The sequence below is a fragment of the Streptomyces sp. NPDC044044 genome, assembly GCF_056434405.1.
Map to the genome: position 1 here is coordinate 280,200 of NZ_JBWKFG010000010.1, position 21,561 is coordinate 301,760.

Genomic DNA, 21,561 nt, shown 5'->3' on the forward strand with positions numbered 1-21,561 from the left:
CATGACCACACAGAACACTGCGGCCGACGCGCCGAGCCCCAAGCAGGACCACACCGCCACCGGCCTCATCGCCATCCCCGAGAGCCCCGCCCGCGCGCTGGCCACCGGCGGCGGCATCCTCACCGTCATCTCCACGTTCATGGCGTGGACCTGGACCTCGGCCTTCCCCGGCGACCTCACCGTCTACGGCTACCCCGGCGGCCTCCAGGTCCTCGTCCTGATCGCCGGCATCCTCACCACGCTCTTCGGCCTCGCCTCCTACGGCGTCAAGGGCGTACGGGCACTGGCCCCCGGCGGAGCCGACGCCGCACTGAAGTACGCGGCCCTCGCCGCCTTCGCGACCACCTGGTACACGATCCTCTCGATCAGCTACCAGCTCGGCGGCCTCGCCAACCTCGAACCCGGCGGCTGGGTCGCCGCGATCGCCACCCTCGGCTCCTTCGTCGGCGCCCTCGCCCTGCCCTTCACCCGGCCGCACACCTACGCGGTCGACGCCGAGGACAGCGGCAGCGAGCAGTTCAAGCACCGCGTGCGCAACGGTCTCACCGTCTTCAAGGGCGCATTCGCCGCCGAGGCCCCGCCCACGCCACGCAAGCTCCCCAGCTACGTCGAGATCCTGATCATCGTCGCCGCGCTCGCCGTGGGCCTCGTGGTCTTCACCTACGGCATCGGCACCGAGTACGACGAGCTCTTCGTCGGCTTCCTGGTCACCGTGGCATTCAGCTTCGCCGCGCTGTCCAAGGCGGGCCTCGTCGCCCAGGTCTCCACCTACACCGCGCGGCACCGCAACATCACACTCGGCGGTGCCTTCGCCGCCGCGGCGGCCTTCCCGTTCACGCAGAGCGACGACCAGTACGCCACCATCGGCGTCTACATCCTCATCTTCGCCACCGTCGCGCTCGGCCTGAACATCGTCGTCGGCCTCGCCGGACTCCTCGACCTCGGATACGTCGCCTTCCTCGGCGTCGGCGCCTACGCGGCGTCCATGGTCTCCGGGTCGCCGTCCTCGCCCTTCGACGTCCATCTCCCGTTCTGGGGCGCGATCCTGGTCGGCGCGAGCGCATCGCTCATCTTCGGTGTGCTCATCGGCGCACCGACCCTGCGCCTGCGCGGCGACTACCTCGCCATCGTCACCCTCGGCTTCGGAGAGATCTTCCGGCTCGTCGCGATGAACTCCGACGGCACGTCGGGCCCGGACATCACGAACGGCTCGAACGGCATCTCCTCGATCCCGAACCTCAAGATCCTCGGCTTCGACTTCGGCCTCGAGCACACCATCTTCGGCGTCACCATCGGCCGATTCGCGAACTACTTCTTCCTGATGCTGCTCATCACCCTCGTCGTCGTGCTGGTCTTCCGGCGCAGCGGCGACTCCCGCATCGGGCGCGCCTGGGTCGCCATCCGCGAGGACGAGACCGCGGCGCTCGCCATGGGCATCAACGGCTTCCGCGTGAAGCTCATCGCCTTCGCGCTCGGCGCCACGCTCGCCGGACTCGCGGGCACGGTGCAGGCGCACGTCACCTACACCGTGACGCCCGAGCAGTACCAGTTCGCCAACACGGTCCCGCCGAACTCGGCGTTCCTGCTCGCCGCGGTCGTCCTCGGCGGCATGGGCACCATCAGCGGACCTCTCGTCGGCGCCGCACTGCTCTACCTCATCCCGAGCAAGCTCTCGTTCCTGGGCGACTACCAGCTCTTCGCCTTCGGCCTCGCGCTCGTGCTGCTCATGCGCTTCCGCCCCGAGGGCCTCATCCCCAACCGCCGCCGCCAGCTCGAGTTCCACGAGGCCGAACTGGCTCCCGGCGACACGCCGCCTCCCACAGTCCTCAGCAAGACAGGGGCCTGAGCCATGACCACCGACACCACCACCAGCAAGGACAGCCCGGCCGCGACGCCGGCCGGAGAGACTGTCCTGGACGCCAAGGGCGTCACGATGCGCTTCGGCGGCCTGACCGCCGTGCGCTCCGTCGACCTCACCGTCAACAGCGGCGAGATCGTCGGCCTCATCGGCCCCAACGGCGCGGGCAAGACCACCTTCTTCAACTGCCTCACCGGCCTGTACATCCCCACCGAGGGCGAAGTCCGGTACAAGGGCAAGGTCCTGCCCAGCAAGTCCTTCAAGGTCACCGCGGCCGGCGTGGCCCGCACCTTCCAGAACATCCGTCTGTTCGCCAACATGACGGTCCTGGAGAACGTCCTCGTCGGGCGCCACACGCGGACGAAGGAAGGCCTCTGGTCGGCCCTCCTGCGCGGCCCCGGCTTCCACAAGGCGGAGGCCAAGTCCAAGGCCCGCGCCCTGGAGCTGCTCGAATTCGTCGGCCTCGCCGAGAAGGCGGAGCACCTCTCGCGCAACCTGCCCTACGGCGAGCAGCGCAAGCTGGAGATCGCACGGGCGCTCGCGAGCGAGCCCGGCCTGCTCCTCCTGGACGAGCCGACCGCGGGCATGAACCCGCAGGAGACCCGCGCCACCGAGGAACTCGTCCTGGCCATCCGGGACATGGGCATCGCCGTCCTCGTCATCGAGCACGACATGCGCTTCATCTTCAACCTGTGCGACCGCGTGGCCGTACTCGTCCAGGGCGAGAAACTCGTCGAGGGCAGCAGTGAGACCGTCCAGCAGGACGACCGCGTCATCGCCGCCTACCTGGGCGAGCCCTTCGAAGGTGCCCCCGGCAGCACAGAGGCCGACGCGACGGGCAACGAGGAGACCAGCTGATGACCGCACTGCTCGAGGTCGAGGACCTCAAGGTCGCCTACGGCAAGATCGAAGCCGTCAAGGGCATCTCTTTCAAGGTCGAGGCCGGCGAGGTCGTCACCCTGATCGGCACGAACGGCGCAGGCAAGACCACCACGCTGCGCACGCTCTCCGGACTGCTCAAGCCGGTCGGCGGCTCCATCAAATTCAACGGAAAAACGCTGCGGAAATACCGCGCCGACCAGATCGTCGCGCTCGGCCTCGCGCACTCGCCCGAGGGCCGGCACATCTTCCCGCGCATGACGATCGAGAACAATCTGCGGCTCGGCGCATATCTGCGCAGCGACAAGGCCGGCATCGAAAAGGACATCGCGCGCGCCTATGAGCTCTTCCCCATTCTCGGGGAGCGCAGAAAGCAGGCGGCGGGCACGCTCTCGGGCGGCGAGCAACAAATGCTCGCCATGGGACGCGCGCTCATGTCCCAGCCCAAACTGCTCATGCTCGACGAACCCTCCATGGGTCTTTCGCCGATCATGATGCAGAAGATCATGGCGACCATCTCCGAGCTCAAGTCCCAGGGCACGACCATTCTGCTCGTCGAACAGAACGCCCAGGCGGCGCTCTCGCTCGCCGACCACGGTCATGTCATGGAGGTCGGCAAGATCGTCCTTTCCGGCTCGGGGAGCGACCTGCTGCACGACGAGTCCGTGCGCAAGGCGTACCTCGGCGAGGACTAGGACTCCGTCCCCGTCGTAACGAAGAGGCCCGCACCCCCTCTCAGGGGTGCGGGCCTCTTCGTTACGACGGGGGGGGTTACTGCCCCTTGGCCGCCTTCTTCTCGTCGGCGTCCTCGATGACCGCCTCCGCGACCTGCTGCATCGACAGGCGCCGGTCCATCGACGTCTTCTGGATCCAGCGGAACGCGGCGGGCTCCGTCAGGCCGTACTCCGTCTGCAGGATCGACTTCGCGCGGTCCACCAGCTTCCGCGTCTCCAGACGCAGGGTGAGGTCGGCGACCTCCTTCTCCAGCGTCTTCAGCTCCGTGAAGCGCGAGACGGCCATCTCGATGGCGGGCACCACGTCCGTCTTGCTGAAGGGCTTGACGAGGTACGCCATCGCACCGGCGTCCCTGGCCCGCTCGACCAGGTCACGCTGCGAGAACGCGGTCAGCATGAGCACCGGGGCGATGGACTCCTCCGCGATCTTCTCGGCCGCCGAGATGCCGTCCATGACGGGCATCTTCACGTCAAGGATCACCAGGTCCGGCTTGTGCTCGCGGGCCAGCTCGACGGCTTTCGCACCGTCTCCGGCCTCGCCTACGACGGTGTAACCCTCTTCCTCGAGCATCTCCTTGAGGTCGAGCCGGATGAGAGCCTCGTCCTCGGCGATGACGACACGGGTCGTCAGCGGAGGCACGTGCGACTTGTCGTCGTCATCGGCTACGGGCTGGGGCGACTCGGGGGAAGTCACGGGGGCTCCTTGTTGCGGGCCGGGCAGGTACTGCTGCCTCTGCAGCCTACCTAGCTGCAGCGTCCGGCGGTGACCCGGTATAGTTCCGGCAGTGCCTGCCGGGTTGGTGGAACGGTATACACGGAGGTCTCAAACACCTCTGCCTGAAAGGGCTTGCGGGTTCGAGTCCCGCACCCGGCACCATGCAGCAAAGCGGATGTTCACCTTCTCGTGAACATCCGCTTTTTTGCCGCCTGCCGTCACGATGCTTCACACAGAGTGACCGCATGGAACAGCACAGCCCCTCGCTTCGAGCCCAAGCCGTCACGTTGATGCGTCAGGGCGTCCCCAACCGCATCGTCGCGGCGCGCCTCGGCATCCCGCGTGGAACCGTCGGGTGGTGGCGCAGCGAAGATCGGCGGACCCGCGGTGAGACGTACGAGCAACCAACCGACTGTCCGCGGTGCACCAACCGCGCGTTCGACGAGAGCGCATACGCCTACCTGCTCGGCCTCTACCTCGGCGACGGCCACATCATCGCGAAACCCAGGCAGCATCACCTGTCGATCTTCTGCAACGCACAGCAGACCGGCCTGGTCGCGGCAGCCGAGGAAGCCATACGCCGGGTCATGCCTCTCCCCAGCGTGAAGGCGCGCAATCGACCGGGCTGCACCGAAGTGAAGTCGTACAGCAAGCACTGGACCTGCATGTTCCCTCAGCACGGACCCGGCAAGAAGCACGAGCGCAGAATCACCCTGGAGCCCTGGCAGCAAAAGATCGTCGATGCCCATCCCTGGGACTTCGTCCGCGGCCTCATCCACTCCGACGGCTGCCGGAACATCAACTGGACGACCCGCATGGTCGGCGGGGAGCTCAAGCGCTACGAGTACCCCCGGTACTGGTTCACCAATGTCTCCGACGACATCCGCAAGCTCTATACCGACACCCTCGACAAACTTGACGTCGAGTGGAAGCACTGCACCCGCCACGGCAACCCGTACAACATCTCCGTAGCCCGAAGGGAATCCGTAGCCCTCATGGACACCCACGTAGGCCCCAAATACTGACCGCTCACAGCCCGCGCAATAGGACACGTCACTCCCCTCCCACACTCGCCCTGGGACCTTTCCCAAATCCCCGGCGAACCCTTGCCCGGCCCCATGCCCCGCTGCGATCTTCGGCCCCATGACTCCCTTGAACCGCCGCAGCTTCGTCGCCGCAGCCGCGGGTGCCGCCGCGGCTGCCGTGGCCATGAATCCGCACACCGCCTCCGCGATCGACCGCGAAGGCACCAGTAGGGGCGGGGACGACTTCGCCGACGCCGACAAGGGGTTCATCGCCGCCCTCACTCCCGGTGTCGTGAAGAACGCCAAGGGTCAGGTCGTCTGGGACAGCGACGCGTACGGCTTCCTCGAAGGTGACGCGCCCAAGTCCGCGCACAAGAGCCTGTGGCGCCAGTCGCGGCTCGTGTCGAAGCAGGGGCTCTACAAGGTCACCGATCGCGTCTATCAGGTGCGTGGGCTCGATCTGTCGAACATGACGATCGTCGAGGGTGACACCGGCATCGTCGTCATCGATCCGCTGATCTCCGCGGAGACCGCTGCCGCCGCGCTCAAGCTGTACCGCGCGCACCGCGGGAAGAAGAAGGTCACCGGGCTCATCTACACGCACCCCCACGTCGACCACTTCGGTGGCTGCCGCGGTGTGTTGCCGGACGGGGCCGGGGACGTGCCGATTCTCGCGCCCGACGGCTTCATGGAGCATGCCGTCTCGGAGAACGTCTACGCCGGTACGGCGATGCAGCGGCGCTCCGGCTACATGTACGGCGCGCTGCTTCCCAAGTCGCCTGCGGGGCAGATCGGTTGCGGCCTCGGGCAGACCGTCTCGGTGGGGTCGATCGGGCTGATCCCGCCGACCAAGGACATCACCGAGACCGGTCAGGTGGAGACGCTCGACGGTGTGAGGTTCGAGTTCCAGATGACGCCGGGGACCGAGGCCCCCGCCGAGATGAACTTCGTGCTCCCCGATCTGCGTGCCGTCTGCATGGCGGAGAACGCGACGCACACGATGCACAACATCATCACGCTGCGCGGCGCGCAGGTGCGGGACGCCCGGCAGTGGGCGCACTACCTGAATGAGTCGGTGGTGCTGTTCGAGGGGCGCGTGGATGTCGCCTTCGCCTCGCACCACTGGCCGACGTGGGGCGGGGAGACGATCGTGGAGCTGCTTGAGCAGCAGCGCGATCTGTATGCGTACATGCACGACCAGACACTCCGGATGATCAACAAGGGGATGACCGGGCGGGAGATCGCCGAGGAGATCGAGCTGCCGCCCGCGCTCGCCGGCGTATGGGCGAATCGCGGGTACTACGGATCGCTGAGCCACAACGTGAAGGGCATCTACCAGCGGTACATGGGCTGGTTCGACGGCAACCCCGCGCACCTGTGGGAGCACCCGCCCGTCGAGGAGGCCAAGCGGTACGTGAAGGCCATGGGCGGCCGTACGGCGACGGTCGCGAAGGCCAAGGCGTTCGCGCGGGGCGGTGATCCGCGGTTCGCGGTGACGTTGCTCAATCACGTGGTGTTCGCGGACCCCGGTCACAGGACCGCCAGGTCCGAACTGGCCAAGCTGTACACCCAGTTGGGGCACGCCTCCGAGAACGCCGTGTGGCGGAACTTCTATCTGATGGGCGCCCAGGAGCTGCGTGAGGGTGTCAAGGAGTCCCCGACGTCCGTGGCGAGTGCGGACCTGCTGATGGCGCTCTCCGTGGACCAGTTGATCGATTCGGTGGCGATCCGTGTGAACGGTCCGAAGGCGTGGGACCTGAAGCTGCGGATGGACTGGAGTCTTCCGGCGCTGGGGAAGGTCTGGCATCTGACCTTGCGAAACGGCGTGTTGACCTACCGCAGCGACACGAAGAAGGACTCGGAGGCCGGCGTCACGCTGACGATGACCAAGCCTCAGCTGCTCGCCATGCTGGGCGGCAAGGGACTCGGTGACATCGGGGTCGAGGGGGACGCCTCGCTCCTGACGGATCTGCTCGGCGTGGTCGAGAAGCCGGATCCGGGTTTCGCCATCGTCACCCCGTAGGGCATATGACGGAGTGGCCGCTCCCCCCGGAGCGGCCACTCCGTCCACGTACGGAATCCGCCTACTTGGGGCTGTCGTCCTCGCCGATGTGGTGGATGCGTACGAGGTTGGTGGAGCCCGCGACTCCGGGCGGGGACCCGGCGGTGATGACCACCACGTCGCCCTTCTCGCAGCGGCCGTACTTCAGGAGCAGCTCGTCGACCTGGCGGACCATGGCGTCGGTGGATTCGACGTGCGGGCCCAGGAAGGTCTCCACGCCCCAGGTGAGGTTCAGCTGGGAGCGCGTCGCCCGGTCCGGGGTGAAGGCGAGCAGCGGGATCGGCGAGCGGTAGCGCGAGAGGCGGCGGACCGTGTCGCCGGACTGCGTGAAGGCCACGAGGAACTTGGCGCCGAGGAAGTCGCCCATCTCGGCGGCGGCGCGGGCCACGGCACCGCCCTGGGTGCGGGGCTTGTTCCGCTCGGTCAGCGGCGGCAGGCCCTTGGCCAGGATGTCCTCCTCGGCGGCCTCGACGATGCGGCTCATCGTGCGGACCGTCTCGATGGGGTACTTGCCGACGCTGGTCTCGCCGGAGAGCATCACCGCGTCCGTGCCGTCGATGACGGCGTTCGCGACGTCCGAGGCCTCCGCGCGCGTGGGGCGGGAGTTGTCGATCATCGAGTCGAGCATCTGGGTCGCGACGATGACCGGCTTCGCGTTCCGCTTGGCGAGCTTGATGGCGCGCTTCTGGACGATCGGGACCTGCTCCAGGGGCATCTCGACGCCGAGGTCGCCGCGGGCGACCATGATCGCGTCGAAGGCGGCGACGATGTCGTCGATGTTCTCGACGGCCTGCGGCTTCTCCACCTTGGCGATGACGGGGAGGCGGCGGCCCTCCTCGTCCATGATGCGGTGCACGTCCTCGATGTCGCGTCCGCTGCGGACGAAGGACAGGGCGATGACGTCGAATCCTGAACGCAGGGCCCAGCGCAGGTCCGCCTCGTCCTTGTCGGAGAGTGCGGGGACGGAGACGGCGACACCGGGGAGGTTGAGCCCCTTGTGGTCGGAGACCATGCCGCCCTCGACCACGGTGGTGGTGACGCGGGGACCATCGACCGCGGTGACCTCCAGGGTCACTTTGCCGTCGTCGACGAGGATGCGCTCACCGGGAGTGACGTCACCGGCGAGGCCGCCGTAGGTCGTGCCGCAGGTCTGGCGGTCGCCCTCGACGCCTTCCTCGACGGTGATGGTGAACTCGTCACCGCGTTCAAGGAGTACGGGTCCTTCGCTGAAGCGGCCGAGGCGGATCTTCGGGCCTTGAAGGTCGGCGAGGACACCGACGCTGCGGCCGGTCTCGTCGGAAGCCTTCCGGACGCGCTGATAGCGCTCCTCGTGCTCGGCGTACGTGCCGTGGCTGAGGTTGAAGCGGGCCACGTCCATTCCGGCTTCGACCAGTGCCTTGATCTGGTCGTACGAGTCGGTGGCGGGGCCCAGGGTGCAGACGATTTTTGCTCGGCGCATGCTTCGAGCCTAGGCCTTACCGGCCGGTAGGGAATTGGCTGAGCATGACTACTCAACAACCTTTGCATGAAAGGTTATTGACAAGTGTTGAATTGTGCGGGGCGCTGCTCTGATGAGCGATTTACCGGGCGCCCCGCCGTGCAAATCCCCTCCGTGGCTACAGCTGCGGCGGCGTCATCGTGAAGCGCGCATTGACCTGTGCGTACACGTGTTGCCGCTGGGGTTCGAGGTCGAGGGGGGCGGCTTCCTGGAAGGGGTCGCCCGCGCCGCCGTACGCGACGGTGCGCATGGCGGGGGCCGGGGCGCCGTAGCCGTACGGCTGGGCGTTCTCGGCGCCGATGTCGGCGAGCTCGACGAGGGCGGCGAGCGTGGTCCCCAGCGCCTGCGCGTACTCCCTGCCCCGCTGCACCGCTTCCCTGACCGCGTGCTGGCGGGCGTCGCGGTGGGTGGGCGAGCCCGGCCGCAGGGCCCAGTAGGGGCCGTCGACGCTGGTCAGTTCGAGGTCCGCGAGGCGCGTGGTGAGCTCGCCGAGCGCGGTGAAGTCGGTGAGCTCGGCGGTGATGTGGACCCGGCCGTGGTAGGCGCGGATGCGTTCGCCGCGGCCGTGCTTGGTCAGTTCGGGGCTGATGGAGAAGGCGCCGCTCTCCAGCGTCTCGACGGATTCGCCATAGGCCTTCACGAGGTCGATGACGGCGGCGTTGCGGCGGGTGAGGTCGTTCAGGGCGTCGCGCCGGTCGGTGCCGCGCGCGCTGACCGTGATGCCGATGCGGGCGATCTCGGGGTCGACTTCTAGGTGCGCCTCGCCCTTGACGGCCAGGCGCGGGGCGTCCGGGGTGCCGTAGGGGGCCGGAGCGGGGGTCGTCTCGTCCATGCGGCCACTCTCGCACTGGGCGGCGGCAGCGGACAGACATCGGGGCGCGGCACCGGACAGTCATCGGATCGAAACCTGCGGGGTCTGTTGCCGGTGGGGTGGTCGGGGTCAGAATCTACGCGCGTTACATCGGTCGACCAAGGGTCCAAGGGGAGTACGAAATGCCGCTGAACCGCCGGAAGTTCCTGGGCAAGTCCGCCGCCGCCACGGGTGTGGCGCTCGCGGGCGGCGTGGCCGCCGCGCCCTCCGCGTCGGCGCGGGCGCCCCAGAAGCCCGCCCAGCGGAAGAAGCGGTACTCGTTCACCGTCATGGGCACGACGGACCTGCACGGCAATGTCTTCAACTGGGACTACTTCACGGACAAGGAGTTCGACGACAAGGACCACAACGACGTGGGCCTGGCGAAGATCTCCACCCTCGTGAACGAGATCCGCGAGGAGAGAGGCCGCCGCAACACGCTCCTCATCGACGCGGGCGACACCATTCAGGGCACCCAGCTCTCGTACTACTACGCCAAGATCGACCCGATCACCGCCGCGCGCGGCCCGGTCCATCCGATGGCCCAGGCGATGAACAGCATCGGCTACGACGCGGCGGCGCTCGGCAACCATGAATTCAATTACGGCATTCCGGTCCTGCGGAAATTCGAGGAGCAGTGCGACTTCCCGCTGCTCGGCGCCAACGCCCTCGACGCGAAGACGCAGAAGCCCGCTTTCCCGCCGTACTTCATGAAGCGGCTGCGCACCCCGCACGGCCGTGACGTGAAGGTGGCGGTCCTCGGCCTGACGAACCCCGGCATCGCGATCTGGGACAAGGCGAACGTCCAGGGCAAGATGACGTTCCCGGGTCTGGAGGAGCAGGCGGCGAAGTGGGTGCCCAAGCTGCGGTCCATGGGCGCCGACGTCGTGATCGTCTCGGCCCACTCCGGGTCCAGCGGCACCTCTTCGTACGGTGACCAGCTCCCGTACATCGAGAACGCGGCCGGCCTGGTGGCCGAGCAGGTGCCCGGCATCGACGCGATCCTTGTCGGGCACGCGCACACGGAGATCCCCGAGTACTTCGTGGAGAACAAGGAGACGGGCAAGAAGGTCGTCCTGTCCGAGCCGCTGAAGTGGGGCCAGCGCCTGACGCTCTTCGACTTCGACCTGGTGTGGGCCAAGGGCCGCTGGACGGTGGAGAAGGTCGGCGCGGAGGTCCTCAACTCCAATACGGCGGCGGAGGACAAGAAGGTCACCCGGCTCCTCGCCGACGAGCACAAGAAGGTCGTCGCGTACGTCAACCAGGTCATCGGCACGTCCACGCAGGCGATGAGCACGGCCGAAGGCCCGTACAAGGATGTCGCGATCATCGACCTGATCAGCCACGTCCAGGCGGAGACGGTCAAGGAGGCGCTCAAGGGCGGCCAGTACGCGGCGCTCCCCGTGCTCTCGCAGGCCTCGTGCTTCTCGCGCACGGCGGGCATTCCAGCGGGCGAGGTGACGATCAAGGACGCGGCGGGGCTCTACCCGTTCGAGAACACCCTTGAGGCGCGGCTCATCACGGGCGCGCAGCTCAAGGAGTACCTGGAGTTCTCGGCGCGCTACTACGTGCGGACGGCGGCCGGCGCCCCGGTGGACCCGGCGAAGCTGACGAACGCGGACAACACCCCGGACTACAACTACGACGCGCTGTACGGCGTGACGTACGAGATCGACATCGCCAAGCCCGCGGGTTCCCGCATCGCGAAGCTGAGCTTCGACGGCAAGGACATCGACCCCAAGGCCGAGTTCGTGCTCGCGGTCAACAACTACCGTGCCAGCGGCGGCGGCAACTTCCCGCACGTGCCGGCCGCCAAGCAGCTGTGGGCGAACTCGGACGAGATCCGGAACACGATCATTCAGTGGGTCCAGGCGAAGGGAACGGTCGACCCGGTCCAGTTCGCGTCGGTGGACTGGAAGCTGACCCGGGACGGCACTCCGGTCTTCTGACCTTCAGCTCTTGAGGGGTACCAGGTTTCCGCGCTGTTCGCCGATGAGGCCGGCGGCGGTGCGGGCCTGGGGTCCCTGGAGGCCGAAGCTGGTGAAAGCGGTGCGCTGCGGGAGCGGGTAGGGGGACGTGCCCGTCAGGGTGTTGAGGATCGTGGCGCTGCGCCAGGCGGCGAGGCCCAGGTCGGGGGCGCCGACGCCGTGGGTGTGGCGTTCGGCGTTCTGGATGTACACGCCGCCGGTGACGGAGGGGTCGAGGACGAGGCGGTACTGCTCGTCGATGCGGGGGCGCTCCGAGGAGTCCCGGCGGATGTAGGCGTCGAGGCCCCCGAGCACTTGGTCGAGGGGGCGCTCGCGGTAGCCCGTGGCGAGGACGACCGCGTCCGTGGTGAGGCGGGAGCGTGTGCCCTGCTGGAGGTGTTCCAGGTGGAGTTCGACGCGGGTGGTGGCGACGCGGCCCGCGGTGCGCACGGAGACGCCCGGGGTGAGGACGGCGTCGGGCCAGCCGCCGTGCAGGGTGCGCTGGTAGAGCTCGTCGTGGATGGCGGCGATGGTGTCGGCGTCGATGCCCTTGTGGAGCTGCCACTGGTGGGGGACGAGGCCGTCGCGCACGGTTTCGGGCAGGGAGTGGAAGTAGCGGGTGTAGTCCGGGGTGAAGTGCTCCAGGCCGAGCTTGGAGTACTCCATGGGCGCGAACGCCTCGGTGCGGGCGAGCCAGTGGATCTTCTCCGCGCCCACCGGGCGGTGCTTGAGCAGGTCGAGGAAGACCTCGGCGCCGGACTGGCCCGAGCCGATGACGGTGATGTGGTCGGCGGCGAGCAGCCGGTCGCGGTGCAGGAGATAGTCCGCGGCGTGGATCACGGGGACGGCGGGGGCGTCCGCGAGGGGCTTCAGGGGCTCGGGGACGTGGGGCGCGGTGCCGACGCCGACGGCGACGTTCTTCGTGTAGGTCCGGCCGAGCGCCTCGGCCTCCCCCTCGGCGTCGAGCTGCGTGAAGTCGACCTCGAAGAGGTCCCGTTCGGGGTTCCAGCGCACCGCGTCGACCTGGTGTCCGAAGTGCAGCGCGGGGAGGTTCTCGCTGACCCAGCGGCAGTACGCGTCGTACTCGGCGCGCTGGATGTGGAACCGCTCGGAGAAGTAGAAGGGGAAGAGCCGCTCGCGGGTCTTGAGGTAGCTGAGGAAGGACCAGGGGTTCGCCGGGTCGGCGAGGGTCACCAGGTCGGCGAGGAAAGGAACTTGGAGGCTCGCGCCGTCGATGAGGAGCCCCGGGTGCCAGTGGAAGGCGGGCCGCTGTTCGTAGAAGGCGGCGTCGAGACCGGGCAGGGGCTGGGCGAGGGCGGCGAGGGAGAGGTTGAAGGGGCCGATGCCGATGCCGACCAGGTCCCGGGGTTCCTCGGGGGTGGTGAGCGGCGGGGCGGGCTTGTCGTTCTGGCCGGTCATCGGGGGGTGGTTCCTTCCACGAGCTTCAGGAGCTCGGCGAGATCGCCGGGCCGGGTGTGCGGGTTGAGCAGAGTGGCCTTGAGCCAGCGGCGTCCGTCGATCCTGGCCCGCCCGAGCACGGCGCGGCCCTGGCCGAGCAGCTCGCGCCGGACGTACGCGATGTGGTCGTCGTCGGCGCCTACGGGCCGGAACAGGACCGTGCTGATGACGGGCCGGTCGTACAGCTCGAAGCCGGGGTGCGCGGCGACGAGTCCGGCGAACTCCTGTGCCTGTGCGCAGACTTGGTCGACGAGCGCGCCGATCCCCTTCCGCCCGAGGGCCTTGAGCGTGACGGCGATCTTCAGTACGTCGGGGCGCCGGGTGGTGCGCAGGGAGCGGCCCAGGAGGTCGGGGAGGCCCGCTTCGGTGTCGTCGTCCGCGTTGAGGTAGTCGGCATGGTGGCCGAGCGCCACGAGGTCGTCCGGGTCGCGGACCAGGATCAGCCCGGCGGCGACGGGCTGCCAGCCGAGCTTGTGCAGGTCGAACGTGACACTGTCGGCGCGCTCCATGCCGCGCAGCAGCGCTCTTCGTGCGTCGCTGAAGAGGAGCGGACCGCCGTACGCGGCGTCGATGTGCAGTCGGGCGCCGTGGCGGGCGCAGAGGTCGGCGATCTGGTCGAGGGGGTCGATGAGCCCGGCGTCGGTGGTGCCCGCGGTGGCGGCGACGAGGAACGTGCCTGGTGGGCCGCCGAGTTCGGAGAGGGCCTCGTCGAGCGCTGCCGGGTCGAGGACACCGGCGGGCGCGGGGACGGTGACCGGTTCCGGCATGCCGAGCAGCCAGGCGGCGCGGCCGAGGGAGTGGTGGGCGTTCTCGCCGACGACGAGCTGGACGGGGCCGTGCGCGGCGGTGCGCTCGCGGGCCAGGAGCAGGGCGAGCTGGTTGGACTCGGTGCCGCCGGTGGTGACGAGGGCGTCTCCCCTGCCGGGCCCATAGGCCTCGGCGGCGAGGGCGCGCGTGACCAGGGTCTCGATCTCCGAGGCCGCGGGCGCCTGGTCCCAGGAGTCCATGGAGGGGTTGAGCGCGGAGGCGGCCAGGTCGGCGGCGACGGCGAGTGCGAGCGGCGGGCAGTGCAGGTGTGCGGCGCACAGCGCGTCCGCGGGGTCGGCGGCGCCCTCGGCGAGCGCGTGGACCAGGGTGCGCAGGGCCGGTTCGCAGCCTTCGCCCCGGGCGGGCAGGACCTCGCCTGCGGCCTCGCGCACCCGGGCGGCGACGGCGGTGGGGCCGCCCGCGGGGAGCGGCCCTCCGCGCGCGGTCGCCCCGGTGCGCAGGGAGTCCAGGGCCGCGGTGAGCAACGGCCGCAGCGCATCGGGTCCTTGGGCGCCTCCGGCGAGGGGCGGCGGAGTGCTCATGGGCGACGTCCTTCGGGTGCACGCGGGCGGGGTCACCAGCCTGTCTGCCGAGCAGGCGGCACGCCCGGAGAGCTCAACGATCCGAACCCGAAAGTGGTACTGCCCTGCGGAGAAAGCGTGTTGGCGGGGGCTGCAGTGCTAGGCGCTCCGCGGGGGTGGGCGGATTTGTCTGCGGGTGCCGTGCGGCTTGGCGCCGGGCCACCGCCGGGGGGTGACCTGCGGGTGCGTCGTGGCTTGGCGCGCCGTTCCCCGCGCCCCTTGCGGGGCGCCCACCCGCCGGGGGATCTCCTGCTGGTGCGTCGTGGTTGGTCGCGCCGTTCCTCGCGCCCCTTACGGGGCGCCCCGCCCGGGGACCACTGCGGGGCGTCGCCGTCAGGTGGTTCGGGTGAAGTCGTTCTTGTGGTCCCTTGCCCACTCCGTGAACGTCCTCGCCGGTGTGCCCGTCACCGACTCCACGGTGGTGGTGATCTCCGGTGCGACGCCTACGGCCTCGGCGAAGGATTCCAGGATGGCCGGCAGCATTCCCGCGGGGACGTGCGGGAACATGTCCTCGGTCACCTCCTCCGGCGGCACCTCGACGAACCGCACGTCACGGCCGAGCGCCTGCCCGATGGCGTGGATCTGTTCCTCGGTCGACACCGCGGTGGGCCCGGTGAGGCGGTGGACGGCGCCCCGGTGTCCGTCGTCGAGGAAGGCGCGGGCGGCGACGGCGGCTATGTCGGCCTCGTGGATCGGCGCGGTGAGGGCTCCCGCGAAGGGACCGCGCACCGTGTCGCCCGCGCGGATCTGGTCCGCCCACTGGAGGGAGTTGGTGGCGAAGGCGTCGGGGCGCAGGAAGGTCCAGTCGAAGCCGCCCCTGCGCACCCGCTCCTCGAGGTCCGCGTGCACGACGTAGATGGGGTGGGTCTCGTCGGCGCCGTCCTCGATGATGCCCGACGACAGCATGACGACGTGCTCGACGCCGCCCTCGCGGGCCGCCTTGAGCACCGCGTCGGCGTGCTCACCGACGGCCGCCATGTGCAGGAACAAGGCGGACGCGCCGTCGAACAGCGGGGCGAGGGCGGCCGGTTCGGCGGCGGGGTCGAAGCGCGCGACCTCTGCGCCCGGGGGCAGCTGCGCACGGCCTGGGTCGCGGGTCAGCGCGCGGACGGGGGCCTGTGCGGCGGCGAGCTGGGTGACGAGGGCGCGGCCCACGTTTCCGGTGGCACCGGTGACGACGATCACGAAGGGCTCCTAGGGATCTCGTGCTGGATCTTCGAGCCTAGGGCGGTGTGCGGGTCCGCTGGATCGTCGGCTGGGACCAGGTCCGCGTAGGTCCGCGGACCTAGTCCCCGCCGGGCCCGGGACTAGGCCTCTGTCGCCTCCCGAACCTTCAACGCCCTTGCGAGGTCGTCCAGTTGATCGGCCAGCTTGCGGCGCAGGGCGGGGATGGGCTCGGCGTCGCGGAGGCACTCCTGGCCCAGGCGGAGCGTCTCGGCGTCCACCGATTCGGCGGGGAAGGCCCACCGTCCCGCGACGTCGGCGATGGCGGGGCCGCGCCGGGCCGCCACCGCGACCGCGTCCTCGAAGTAGCGGGGGATGTACTCCCGTACGAGGTCGGCCTGTTCGGGCTGCCAGAAGCCCTGGGCGGTGGCGGTGAGGAGGTAGTTGGAGAGGTCGTCGGAGGCGAACATCGCCTCCCACGCGCGGCGCTTGGCCTCCGGGTCCGGCAGCGCGGCACGGCAGCGGGCCGTGCCTTCCTGCCCGGTGGCGCTGGGATCGCGCTCCAGCTCGGCGGCGATCGCGGACTCGTCGGCGGCGCCGAGGACGGCGAGGCGGGTCAGGACGCGCCAGCGCAGCTCGGGGTCGAGCTCGGGACCGCCGGGGACGGTACCCTCGGAGAGCCACTCCTGGAGCGGGTCGGGGCGCGTCGCCACGTCGATGAAGCCGCGCACGGCGGTGAGCCGCAGGCCCGGGTGCGAGCCGTCCTCCGTGCGCCGGATCAGGTCGCGGCACAGTTCGGTGAGGGTGGTGAGGGCGGAGGTCCGCCGGGCCGGGGGCAGGAAACGGCCCGCGACATACGTGGTGGCGAAGGCGAGGACGCCCTGGACGAGGGCGAGGTCGGTCTCGCCGGGAAGATGCGCGCGGGCCGTCTCCAGATAGACGGTGCCTTCGAGTTCACCGTCGCGGACCATGTCGCGCAGGCTGTTCCACAGGACGGCGCGGGTGAGGGCGTCGGGGACGCGGGAGAGGCTGCGCAGGGCCGTCTCCATGGAGACGTCGTCGAGGCGGATCTTGGCGTACGTGAGGTCCTGGTCGTTCGGGACGATCAGGGCGGGCCGCCCGCCGTCGCTCGGCGGCGCGGAGGGGCCGGAGCGCGGGACGTCCGTCTCGTACCGCTCGCGCAGGACCAGGCCCTGGGGGTCGGTGAGGTCGCGGTCGAACACCCCGACGGCGACGCGGTGGGGGCGGCTGCCCTCGCGGTCGACGGCGAGGGTCCACTCACGGGCGTCGTGCGTGACCGTCGAGGTGAGCGTGTCGACGCCGGTCGTGCGCAGCCAGGCCTCGGCCCATCCGTGCACGTCGCGGTCGGTGTTGTGCGCGAGCGAATCGATGAAGTCCGCGAGGGTGGCGTTCGAGAACTTGTGCCGGGCGATGTGGGTGTTGATGCCTGCGAGGAAGTCCTTCTCGCCGAGCCAGGCGACCAGCTGACGCAGGGCGGACGCGCCCTTGGCGTACGAGATGCCGTCGAAGTTGAGCATCGCGGACGCGGTGTCGGGCACGGCGTCCGGGTCGGGCGCGACGGCGTGGGTGGAGGGGCGCTGATCCGCGTCGTACCCCCAGGCCTTGCGGGCGACGCCGAAGTCGGTCCAGGTGTCACGGAAGCGGGTGGCTTCGGCCGTGGTCTGGAAGCCCATGTACTCGGCGAAGGATTCGTTCAGCCAGATGTCGTCCCACCACCTGAGCGTGACGAGGTCGCCGAACCACATGTGGGCCATCTCGTGCGCGATGACCATGGCGCGGGTCTGCCGCTCGGTCTCGGTGACGGCGGAGCGGTAGATGAACTCGTCGCGGAAGGTGACGAGTCCGGGGTTCTCCATCGCTCCGGCGTTGAACTCGGGGACGAACGCCTGGTCGTACGAGTCGAAGGGGTAGGGCTCGTCGAACTTCTCGTGATATCGGTCGTAGCACGCGCGCGTGACGTCGAGGATCTCGTCGGCGTCGGCGTCCAGGAAGGGCGCGAGCGAGCGGCGGCAGTGGATGCCGAAGGGCAGTCCGCGGTGTTCGGTGCGGACCGAGTGCCAGGGGCCCGCGGCGACGGCGACGAGATACGTGGAGATCAGCGGGGTGGCCGCGGCCCGCCAGGTGCCGCCGCCCACGTGCTCGCTCACGCCGTTCGCGAGGACGGTCCAGCCCTCCGGGGCGGTGACGGTCAACTCGAAGACGGACTTCAGGTCGGGCTGGTCGAAGGCCGCGAAGACACGCTGCACGTCCTCCATGAACAGCTGCGTGTACGTGTACGTCTCGCCGTCCGTGGGGTCGGTGAAGCGGTGCATGCCCTCGCCTGTGTGCGAGTAGCGCATGGCCGCGTCGACGCGCAGTTCGTGCTCGCCCGGGGTGAGTCCGGTGAGCGCGAGGCGGTTCTCGACGAGGCCCCGCGGGTCGAGCGGCTGCCCGTCGAGGGTGACGGAGCGCAGCTCGGCGGGCTTGACCTCGACGAAGGTGTCGACCGCGGCCGCGGAGCCGTCCGCGGGCTCCCCGAGCACCGTGAAGCGGATGACCGTGCGGGAGTCGAAGGTCTCGGCTCCTGTGGTCAGGTCCAGCTCCACGCTGTACCGGTGGACGTCGAGGAGCCGGGCTCGGGTCTGCGCTTCGTCGCGCGTCAGTACGGACATGGGTCCATGCTGCCTGATGTCACTGACAGTGGTGCGGGAGCCCCGGATATCGGCGGGCTCGGCCCCGAGCGGCCTCGCGCCCGCGCCTCACGACGACTTGGCGATCGTCTCGTGGTGGCGGATGACCTCGGCGATGATGAAGTTCAGGAGCTTCTCGGCGAACGCCGGATCCAGCTTCGCGCTCTCCGCGAGCTCGCGGAGGCGGGCGATCTGGCGGGACTCGCGGTCCGGGTCGGCGGGCGGGAGGTGGTGGTTGGCCTTGAGATGGCCTACCTGCTGGGTGCACTTGAAGCGCTCGGCGAGCATGTGGACGACGGCCGCGTCGATGTTGTCGATGCTGTCGCGCAGGCGGGACAGCTCGGCGCGCACGGCCTCGTCCGCGGGCCCGGCTCCGTTGGCGTCACTTGTGTGGCTGGTGGTCATGGTCGACGAGCCTACGTTGCCGGTCCTTCGCCGCCGACGGCGGAAGAGCGCAAAATCGGCGGGTGGTCGGGGTCGGGAATCTGCTGCGACCAGCCGCCGGGGACCGCGCGTCCCTGCTGCTCGCGGAAGCGCACGGGTGCCATGCCGACGCGGCGTGTGAAGAGCCGCGAGAAGTACGCCGGGTCGTCGTAGCCGACCCGGCGCGCGACGGCAGCCACCGGCAGCTCCGTGGCGGCGAGCAGCTCCTTGGCGCGCCCGAGACGGATGCCGAGGAGGTAGTCCTTGGGGCTGCAGCCCGCGCCCCGGCGCACCGCCGTGCGCAGCTCCGCGGGCGTCATGCCGTGCCGCGCCGCGTGCTCGGCGACGGAAAGTGGCTGGAAGGCGTCGCGGGCGAGCGCCTGGAGCACCGGGTCGCCGTCGGGGGCGATGTCGGCGCGGGCCCGGCGGAGCGCGACGAGGAGCTCATGGACGGCGGCGCCCGTCTCGACCTCGAGGAGCGGGTTGCCGCGCCGCGCCGCGCGCGCGATGCGCCCGACGGCGGCCCGCGCGCCGGTCGCGTCGGAGAGCGGCACCACGGGCCGGGTGGGTTCGATGTAGCCGAGCTCGGTGTACGTCGCCGTGGCGGGCCCCGTGAAGTCGACGAAGCACTCGTCCCAGCCGCTCTCCGGGTCGGGCCCGTAGTGGTGGCGCACTCCGGGGGTGAGCCAGATCAGGGCGGGCGCCGTCACCGTCGTACGTCTGCCGTCGGGACCCTGGAACCAGCCGCCGCCCGCGCTCACGACCACGGCGACGTGGTGGTCGAGGGTGCGCGGGCCCACGGTCGGCAGGGCGCCGTGCTGCAGGCCGACCCCGAGGCAGGCCAGGCCGAGGCGGTGGTGGGCCGGGCTCGGCGTGAAATACCGCATCCACGTGTGGTACATCCGCTTGTGCCCCTTCCGTCCGGGCCGCGGCCCGGCTCGCTGCGTCCAACCCGCCTAGATCTTTGTCCATGGACCCTGCTGCCCGCCAGAGGTGATCGTGGCTGATCAGTGGTGAGCGAGAGGGATTCAGGGACACGATGAACGGCTTCAGGGTGGGCGAGGACGATTTCGAACTGGACGGGCGGCCCGTACGGCTGCTCTCCGGCGCGCTGCACTACTTCCGGGTGCACGAGGCGCAGTGGGGCCACCGCCTCGCGATGCTGCGCGCGATGGGGCTCAACTGCGTGGAGACGTATGTCCCGTGGAACCTGCACGAGCCGCGCCCCGGAGAGTTCAGCGACGTCGGGGCGCTCGGCCGCTTCCTGGACGCCGCCCACGAGGCGGGCCTGTGGGCGATCGTCAGGCCAGGACCGTACATCTGCGCCGAGTGGGAGAACGGCGGACTTCCGCACTGGCTGACGGGTGCGGTGGGGGCACGCGCGCGTACCCGTGACGCGGAGTACCTGGGGCACGTGGACCGCTGGTTCGGCCGCCTCATGACGGAGGTCGTCCCGCGCCAGCACGACCGGGGCGGCCCGGTGATCATGGTGCAGGTGGAGAACGAGTACGGCAGCTACGGCTCGGACCAGGTCTACCTCCGCCACCTCGCCGGCCTGCTGCGCTCCGAGGGCGTGACCGCACCGCTGTTCACGTCCGACGGCCCCGAGGACCACATGCTCACCGGCGGCTCCGTCCCGGGCATCCTCGCGACGGCCAACTTCGGCTCGCAGGCCCGCACGGCCTTCGAGACGCTGCGGGGGCACCGCCCCAAGGGGCCGCTGATGTGCATGGAGTTCTGGTGCGGCTGGTTCGACCACTGGGGCGCGGAGCATGTCGTGCGGGACGCGGAGGACGCCGCGGACGCATTGCGCGAGATCCTGGAGTGCGGGGCCTCGGTCAACCTCTACATGGCGCACGGCGGCACGAATTTCGCCGGGTGGGCGGGGGCGAACCGGGGCGGTGGCGCGCTGCACGACGGCGTCCTTGAGCCGGATGTCACGTCCTACGACTACGACGCGCCCATCGACGAGTTCGGGCGCCCCACGGAGAAGTTCTGGCGCTTCCGCGAGGTGCTCGCCCCGTACGCGCAAGGGCCACTGCCTGAGCTGCCCGCGCCACCGCCCTCGCTCAGGGAGCGCGCGGCGGCGGACCTCTCCCAGTGGGCGCCGCTGTCCGCGGTCGTGGAGTCGCTCGGCGGCCCCGATGCGGAACATGCCGTACCGCCCACCTTCGAAGAGCTCGATGTCGACCGCGGCCTGGTCCGGTACACGCTGACGGTCCCGGGCCCGCGGCGGCCCTACCCCCTGAGTGTGCGGGGGCTGCGGGACCGGGCCGTGGTGTACGTGGACGGGGTGCGGGCCGGTGTCCTCACCGAGGACGAGCCGTCCCTCCCCGAGCCTGTCGCGGGGCACGCGCGCGTGGAGCTGTGGGTGGAGTCCCTGGGGCGGGTCAACTACGGGCCGCGGACCGGCGAGGCGAAGGGCATCACCGGTGGGGTGCTGCATGAGCGGCAGTACTTGCACGGGGTGCGGGCCCAGGGGCTGCGGCTGGACGCGTTCTCCTCGGCGGAGGCCGTGCGGGAGATTCCTGCCGCCGGGGACGGTGGTGGTCGTCCGGGGCTGTACCGGGGGTCGGTCGACGTCCGTGGTGCCGGTGACGCACTGCTCGAACTGCCCGGCTGGGAGCGGGGGTTCGTGTGGGTGAACGGATTCAATCTGGGCCGGTACTGGGCGGTGGGCCCGCAGTCCTCGCTGTACGTTCCCGGGGCCGTGCTGCGGGAGGGCGAGAACGAGGTGTGGGTCCTTGAGCTCGAAGGGGCGGCCGAGCCGGGAGCGGTCACCCTCTCCCCGGTCCCGCCCCTCCCCCGGACCGACTCCATCGGCCGGTAGCCGCAAGGGGACACCCGCGA

16 protein-coding genes and 1 tRNA gene are annotated in these 21,561 nt (G+C 69.9%); 8 read left to right on the forward strand and 9 right to left on the reverse strand.

All coding sequences use genetic code 11. The annotated features are described in order from the left end of the window. Nucleotide 1: 1 nt before the first annotated feature. Genes AC07AG_RS34885 through AC07AG_RS34895 form a run of 3 tightly spaced genes read left to right on the forward strand, consistent with a single transcriptional unit; the run spans nucleotide 2 to nucleotide 3,432 of the window. Complete coding sequence (locus tag AC07AG_RS34885; protein WP_478760339.1) at nucleotides 2-1,846, forward strand: branched-chain amino acid ABC transporter permease; 1,845 nt, start codon at nucleotides 2-4, stop codon at nucleotides 1,844-1,846. Between the two features lie 3 nt (nucleotides 1,847-1,849). Beyond that, nucleotides 1,850-2,716: an ABC transporter ATP-binding protein gene (locus tag AC07AG_RS34890; RefSeq protein ID WP_478760341.1), complete on the forward strand. Its 867-nt coding sequence runs from the start codon at nucleotides 1,850-1,852 to the stop codon at nucleotides 2,714-2,716. Beyond that, nucleotides 2,716-3,432, forward strand: a complete 717-nt coding sequence (locus AC07AG_RS34895) for an ABC transporter ATP-binding protein (RefSeq protein ID WP_478760343.1) — start codon at nucleotides 2,716-2,718, stop codon at nucleotides 3,430-3,432. Before AC07AG_RS34890 ends, AC07AG_RS34895 begins: the two co-directional genes overlap by 1 nt. A 76-nt stretch (nucleotides 3,433-3,508) precedes the next feature. On the opposite strand, the gene AC07AG_RS34900 is transcribed toward AC07AG_RS34895, so the two are convergent. Beyond that, nucleotides 3,509-4,165 carry an ANTAR domain-containing response regulator gene (locus AC07AG_RS34900; protein ID WP_351162226.1) on the reverse strand — a complete coding sequence of 219 codons (657 nt, stop codon included), beginning with the start codon at nucleotides 4,163-4,165 and terminating at the stop codon, nucleotides 3,509-3,511. A 97-nt stretch (nucleotides 4,166-4,262) separates the two neighbouring features. On the opposite strand from AC07AG_RS34900, the gene AC07AG_RS34905 reads away from it, so the two are divergent. The 3 genes from AC07AG_RS34905 (at nucleotide 4,263) to AC07AG_RS34915 (ending at nucleotide 7,234) form a co-directional block, all read left to right on the forward strand. Then, nucleotides 4,263-4,348 (forward strand) — tRNA-Leu (locus AC07AG_RS34905). 83 nt (nucleotides 4,349-4,431) lie between these two features. Next, nucleotides 4,432-5,211 (forward strand): helix-turn-helix domain-containing protein, encoded by a 780-nt coding sequence (locus AC07AG_RS34910; protein ID WP_478760345.1) that lies wholly within the window; start codon nucleotides 4,432-4,434, stop codon nucleotides 5,209-5,211. A 118-nt stretch (nucleotides 5,212-5,329) separates the two neighbouring features. Further along, on the forward strand, nucleotides 5,330-7,234 hold the full coding sequence (locus AC07AG_RS34915) for an alkyl/aryl-sulfatase (protein ID WP_478760346.1): 1,905 nt from the start codon (nucleotides 5,330-5,332) through the stop codon (nucleotides 7,232-7,234). A gap of 61 nt (nucleotides 7,235-7,295) precedes the next feature. Here the strand turns inward: AC07AG_RS34915 and pyk are convergent, their stop codons facing one another. Both pyk and AC07AG_RS34925 read right to left on the reverse strand, forming a co-directional pair. Beyond that, nucleotides 7,296-8,732, reverse strand: a complete 1,437-nt coding sequence (gene pyk, locus AC07AG_RS34920) for a pyruvate kinase (RefSeq protein ID WP_478760347.1) — start codon at nucleotides 8,730-8,732, stop codon at nucleotides 7,296-7,298. A 157-nt stretch (nucleotides 8,733-8,889) separates the two neighbouring features. Beyond that, a complete protein-coding gene (locus AC07AG_RS34925; RefSeq protein ID WP_478760349.1) occupies nucleotides 8,890-9,603 on the reverse strand; it encodes an SIMPL domain-containing protein in 714 nt (237 codons plus the stop codon). 161 nt (nucleotides 9,604-9,764) lie between these two features. Between AC07AG_RS34925 and AC07AG_RS34930 the strand changes: the two genes are divergently transcribed. Then, nucleotides 9,765-11,570 carry a bifunctional metallophosphatase/5'-nucleotidase gene (locus AC07AG_RS34930; protein WP_478760350.1) on the forward strand — a complete coding sequence of 602 codons (1,806 nt, stop codon included), beginning with the start codon at nucleotides 9,765-9,767 and terminating at the stop codon, nucleotides 11,568-11,570. A 3-nt stretch (nucleotides 11,571-11,573) separates the two neighbouring features. On the opposite strand, the gene AC07AG_RS34935 is transcribed toward AC07AG_RS34930, so the two are convergent. From AC07AG_RS34935 to AC07AG_RS34960, 6 genes are all read right to left on the reverse strand, one after another. Then, nucleotides 11,574-13,007 carry a lysine N(6)-hydroxylase/L-ornithine N(5)-oxygenase family protein gene (locus AC07AG_RS34935; protein WP_478760352.1) on the reverse strand — a complete coding sequence of 478 codons (1,434 nt, stop codon included), beginning with the start codon at nucleotides 13,005-13,007 and terminating at the stop codon, nucleotides 11,574-11,576. After that, a complete protein-coding gene (locus AC07AG_RS34940; RefSeq protein WP_478760353.1) occupies nucleotides 13,004-14,395 on the reverse strand; it encodes a pyridoxal phosphate-dependent decarboxylase family protein in 1,392 nt (463 codons plus the stop codon). Before AC07AG_RS34940 ends, AC07AG_RS34935 begins: the two co-directional genes overlap by 4 nt. Before the next feature lie 372 nt (nucleotides 14,396-14,767). Then, nucleotides 14,768-15,619 carry an NAD(P)H-binding protein gene (locus tag AC07AG_RS34945; RefSeq protein WP_478760355.1) on the reverse strand — a complete coding sequence of 284 codons (852 nt, stop codon included), beginning with the start codon at nucleotides 15,617-15,619 and terminating at the stop codon, nucleotides 14,768-14,770. Between the two features lie 122 nt (nucleotides 15,620-15,741). After that, the gene (pepN, locus tag AC07AG_RS34950; protein WP_478760357.1) at nucleotides 15,742-18,270 is read right to left on the reverse strand and encodes an aminopeptidase N; all 2,529 of its coding nucleotides are present in this window, start codon (nucleotides 18,268-18,270) and stop codon (nucleotides 15,742-15,744) included. Nucleotides 18,271-18,357: 87 nt separating this feature from the next. Further along, complete coding sequence (locus AC07AG_RS34955) at nucleotides 18,358-18,693, reverse strand: chorismate mutase (RefSeq protein WP_478760358.1); 336 nt, start codon at nucleotides 18,691-18,693, stop codon at nucleotides 18,358-18,360. 11 nt (nucleotides 18,694-18,704) lie between these two features. Further along, the gene (locus AC07AG_RS34960) at nucleotides 18,705-19,613 is read right to left on the reverse strand and encodes a helix-turn-helix domain-containing protein (protein ID WP_249590509.1); all 909 of its coding nucleotides are present in this window, start codon (nucleotides 19,611-19,613) and stop codon (nucleotides 18,705-18,707) included. A 137-nt stretch (nucleotides 19,614-19,750) separates the two neighbouring features. Between AC07AG_RS34960 and AC07AG_RS34965 the strand changes: the two genes are divergently transcribed. Next, nucleotides 19,751-21,541, forward strand: coding sequence for a glycoside hydrolase family 35 protein (locus tag AC07AG_RS34965; RefSeq protein ID WP_478760359.1), 1,791 nt, complete (start codon nucleotides 19,751-19,753; stop codon nucleotides 21,539-21,541). The last annotated feature ends 20 nt before the right edge of the window (nucleotides 21,542-21,561 follow it).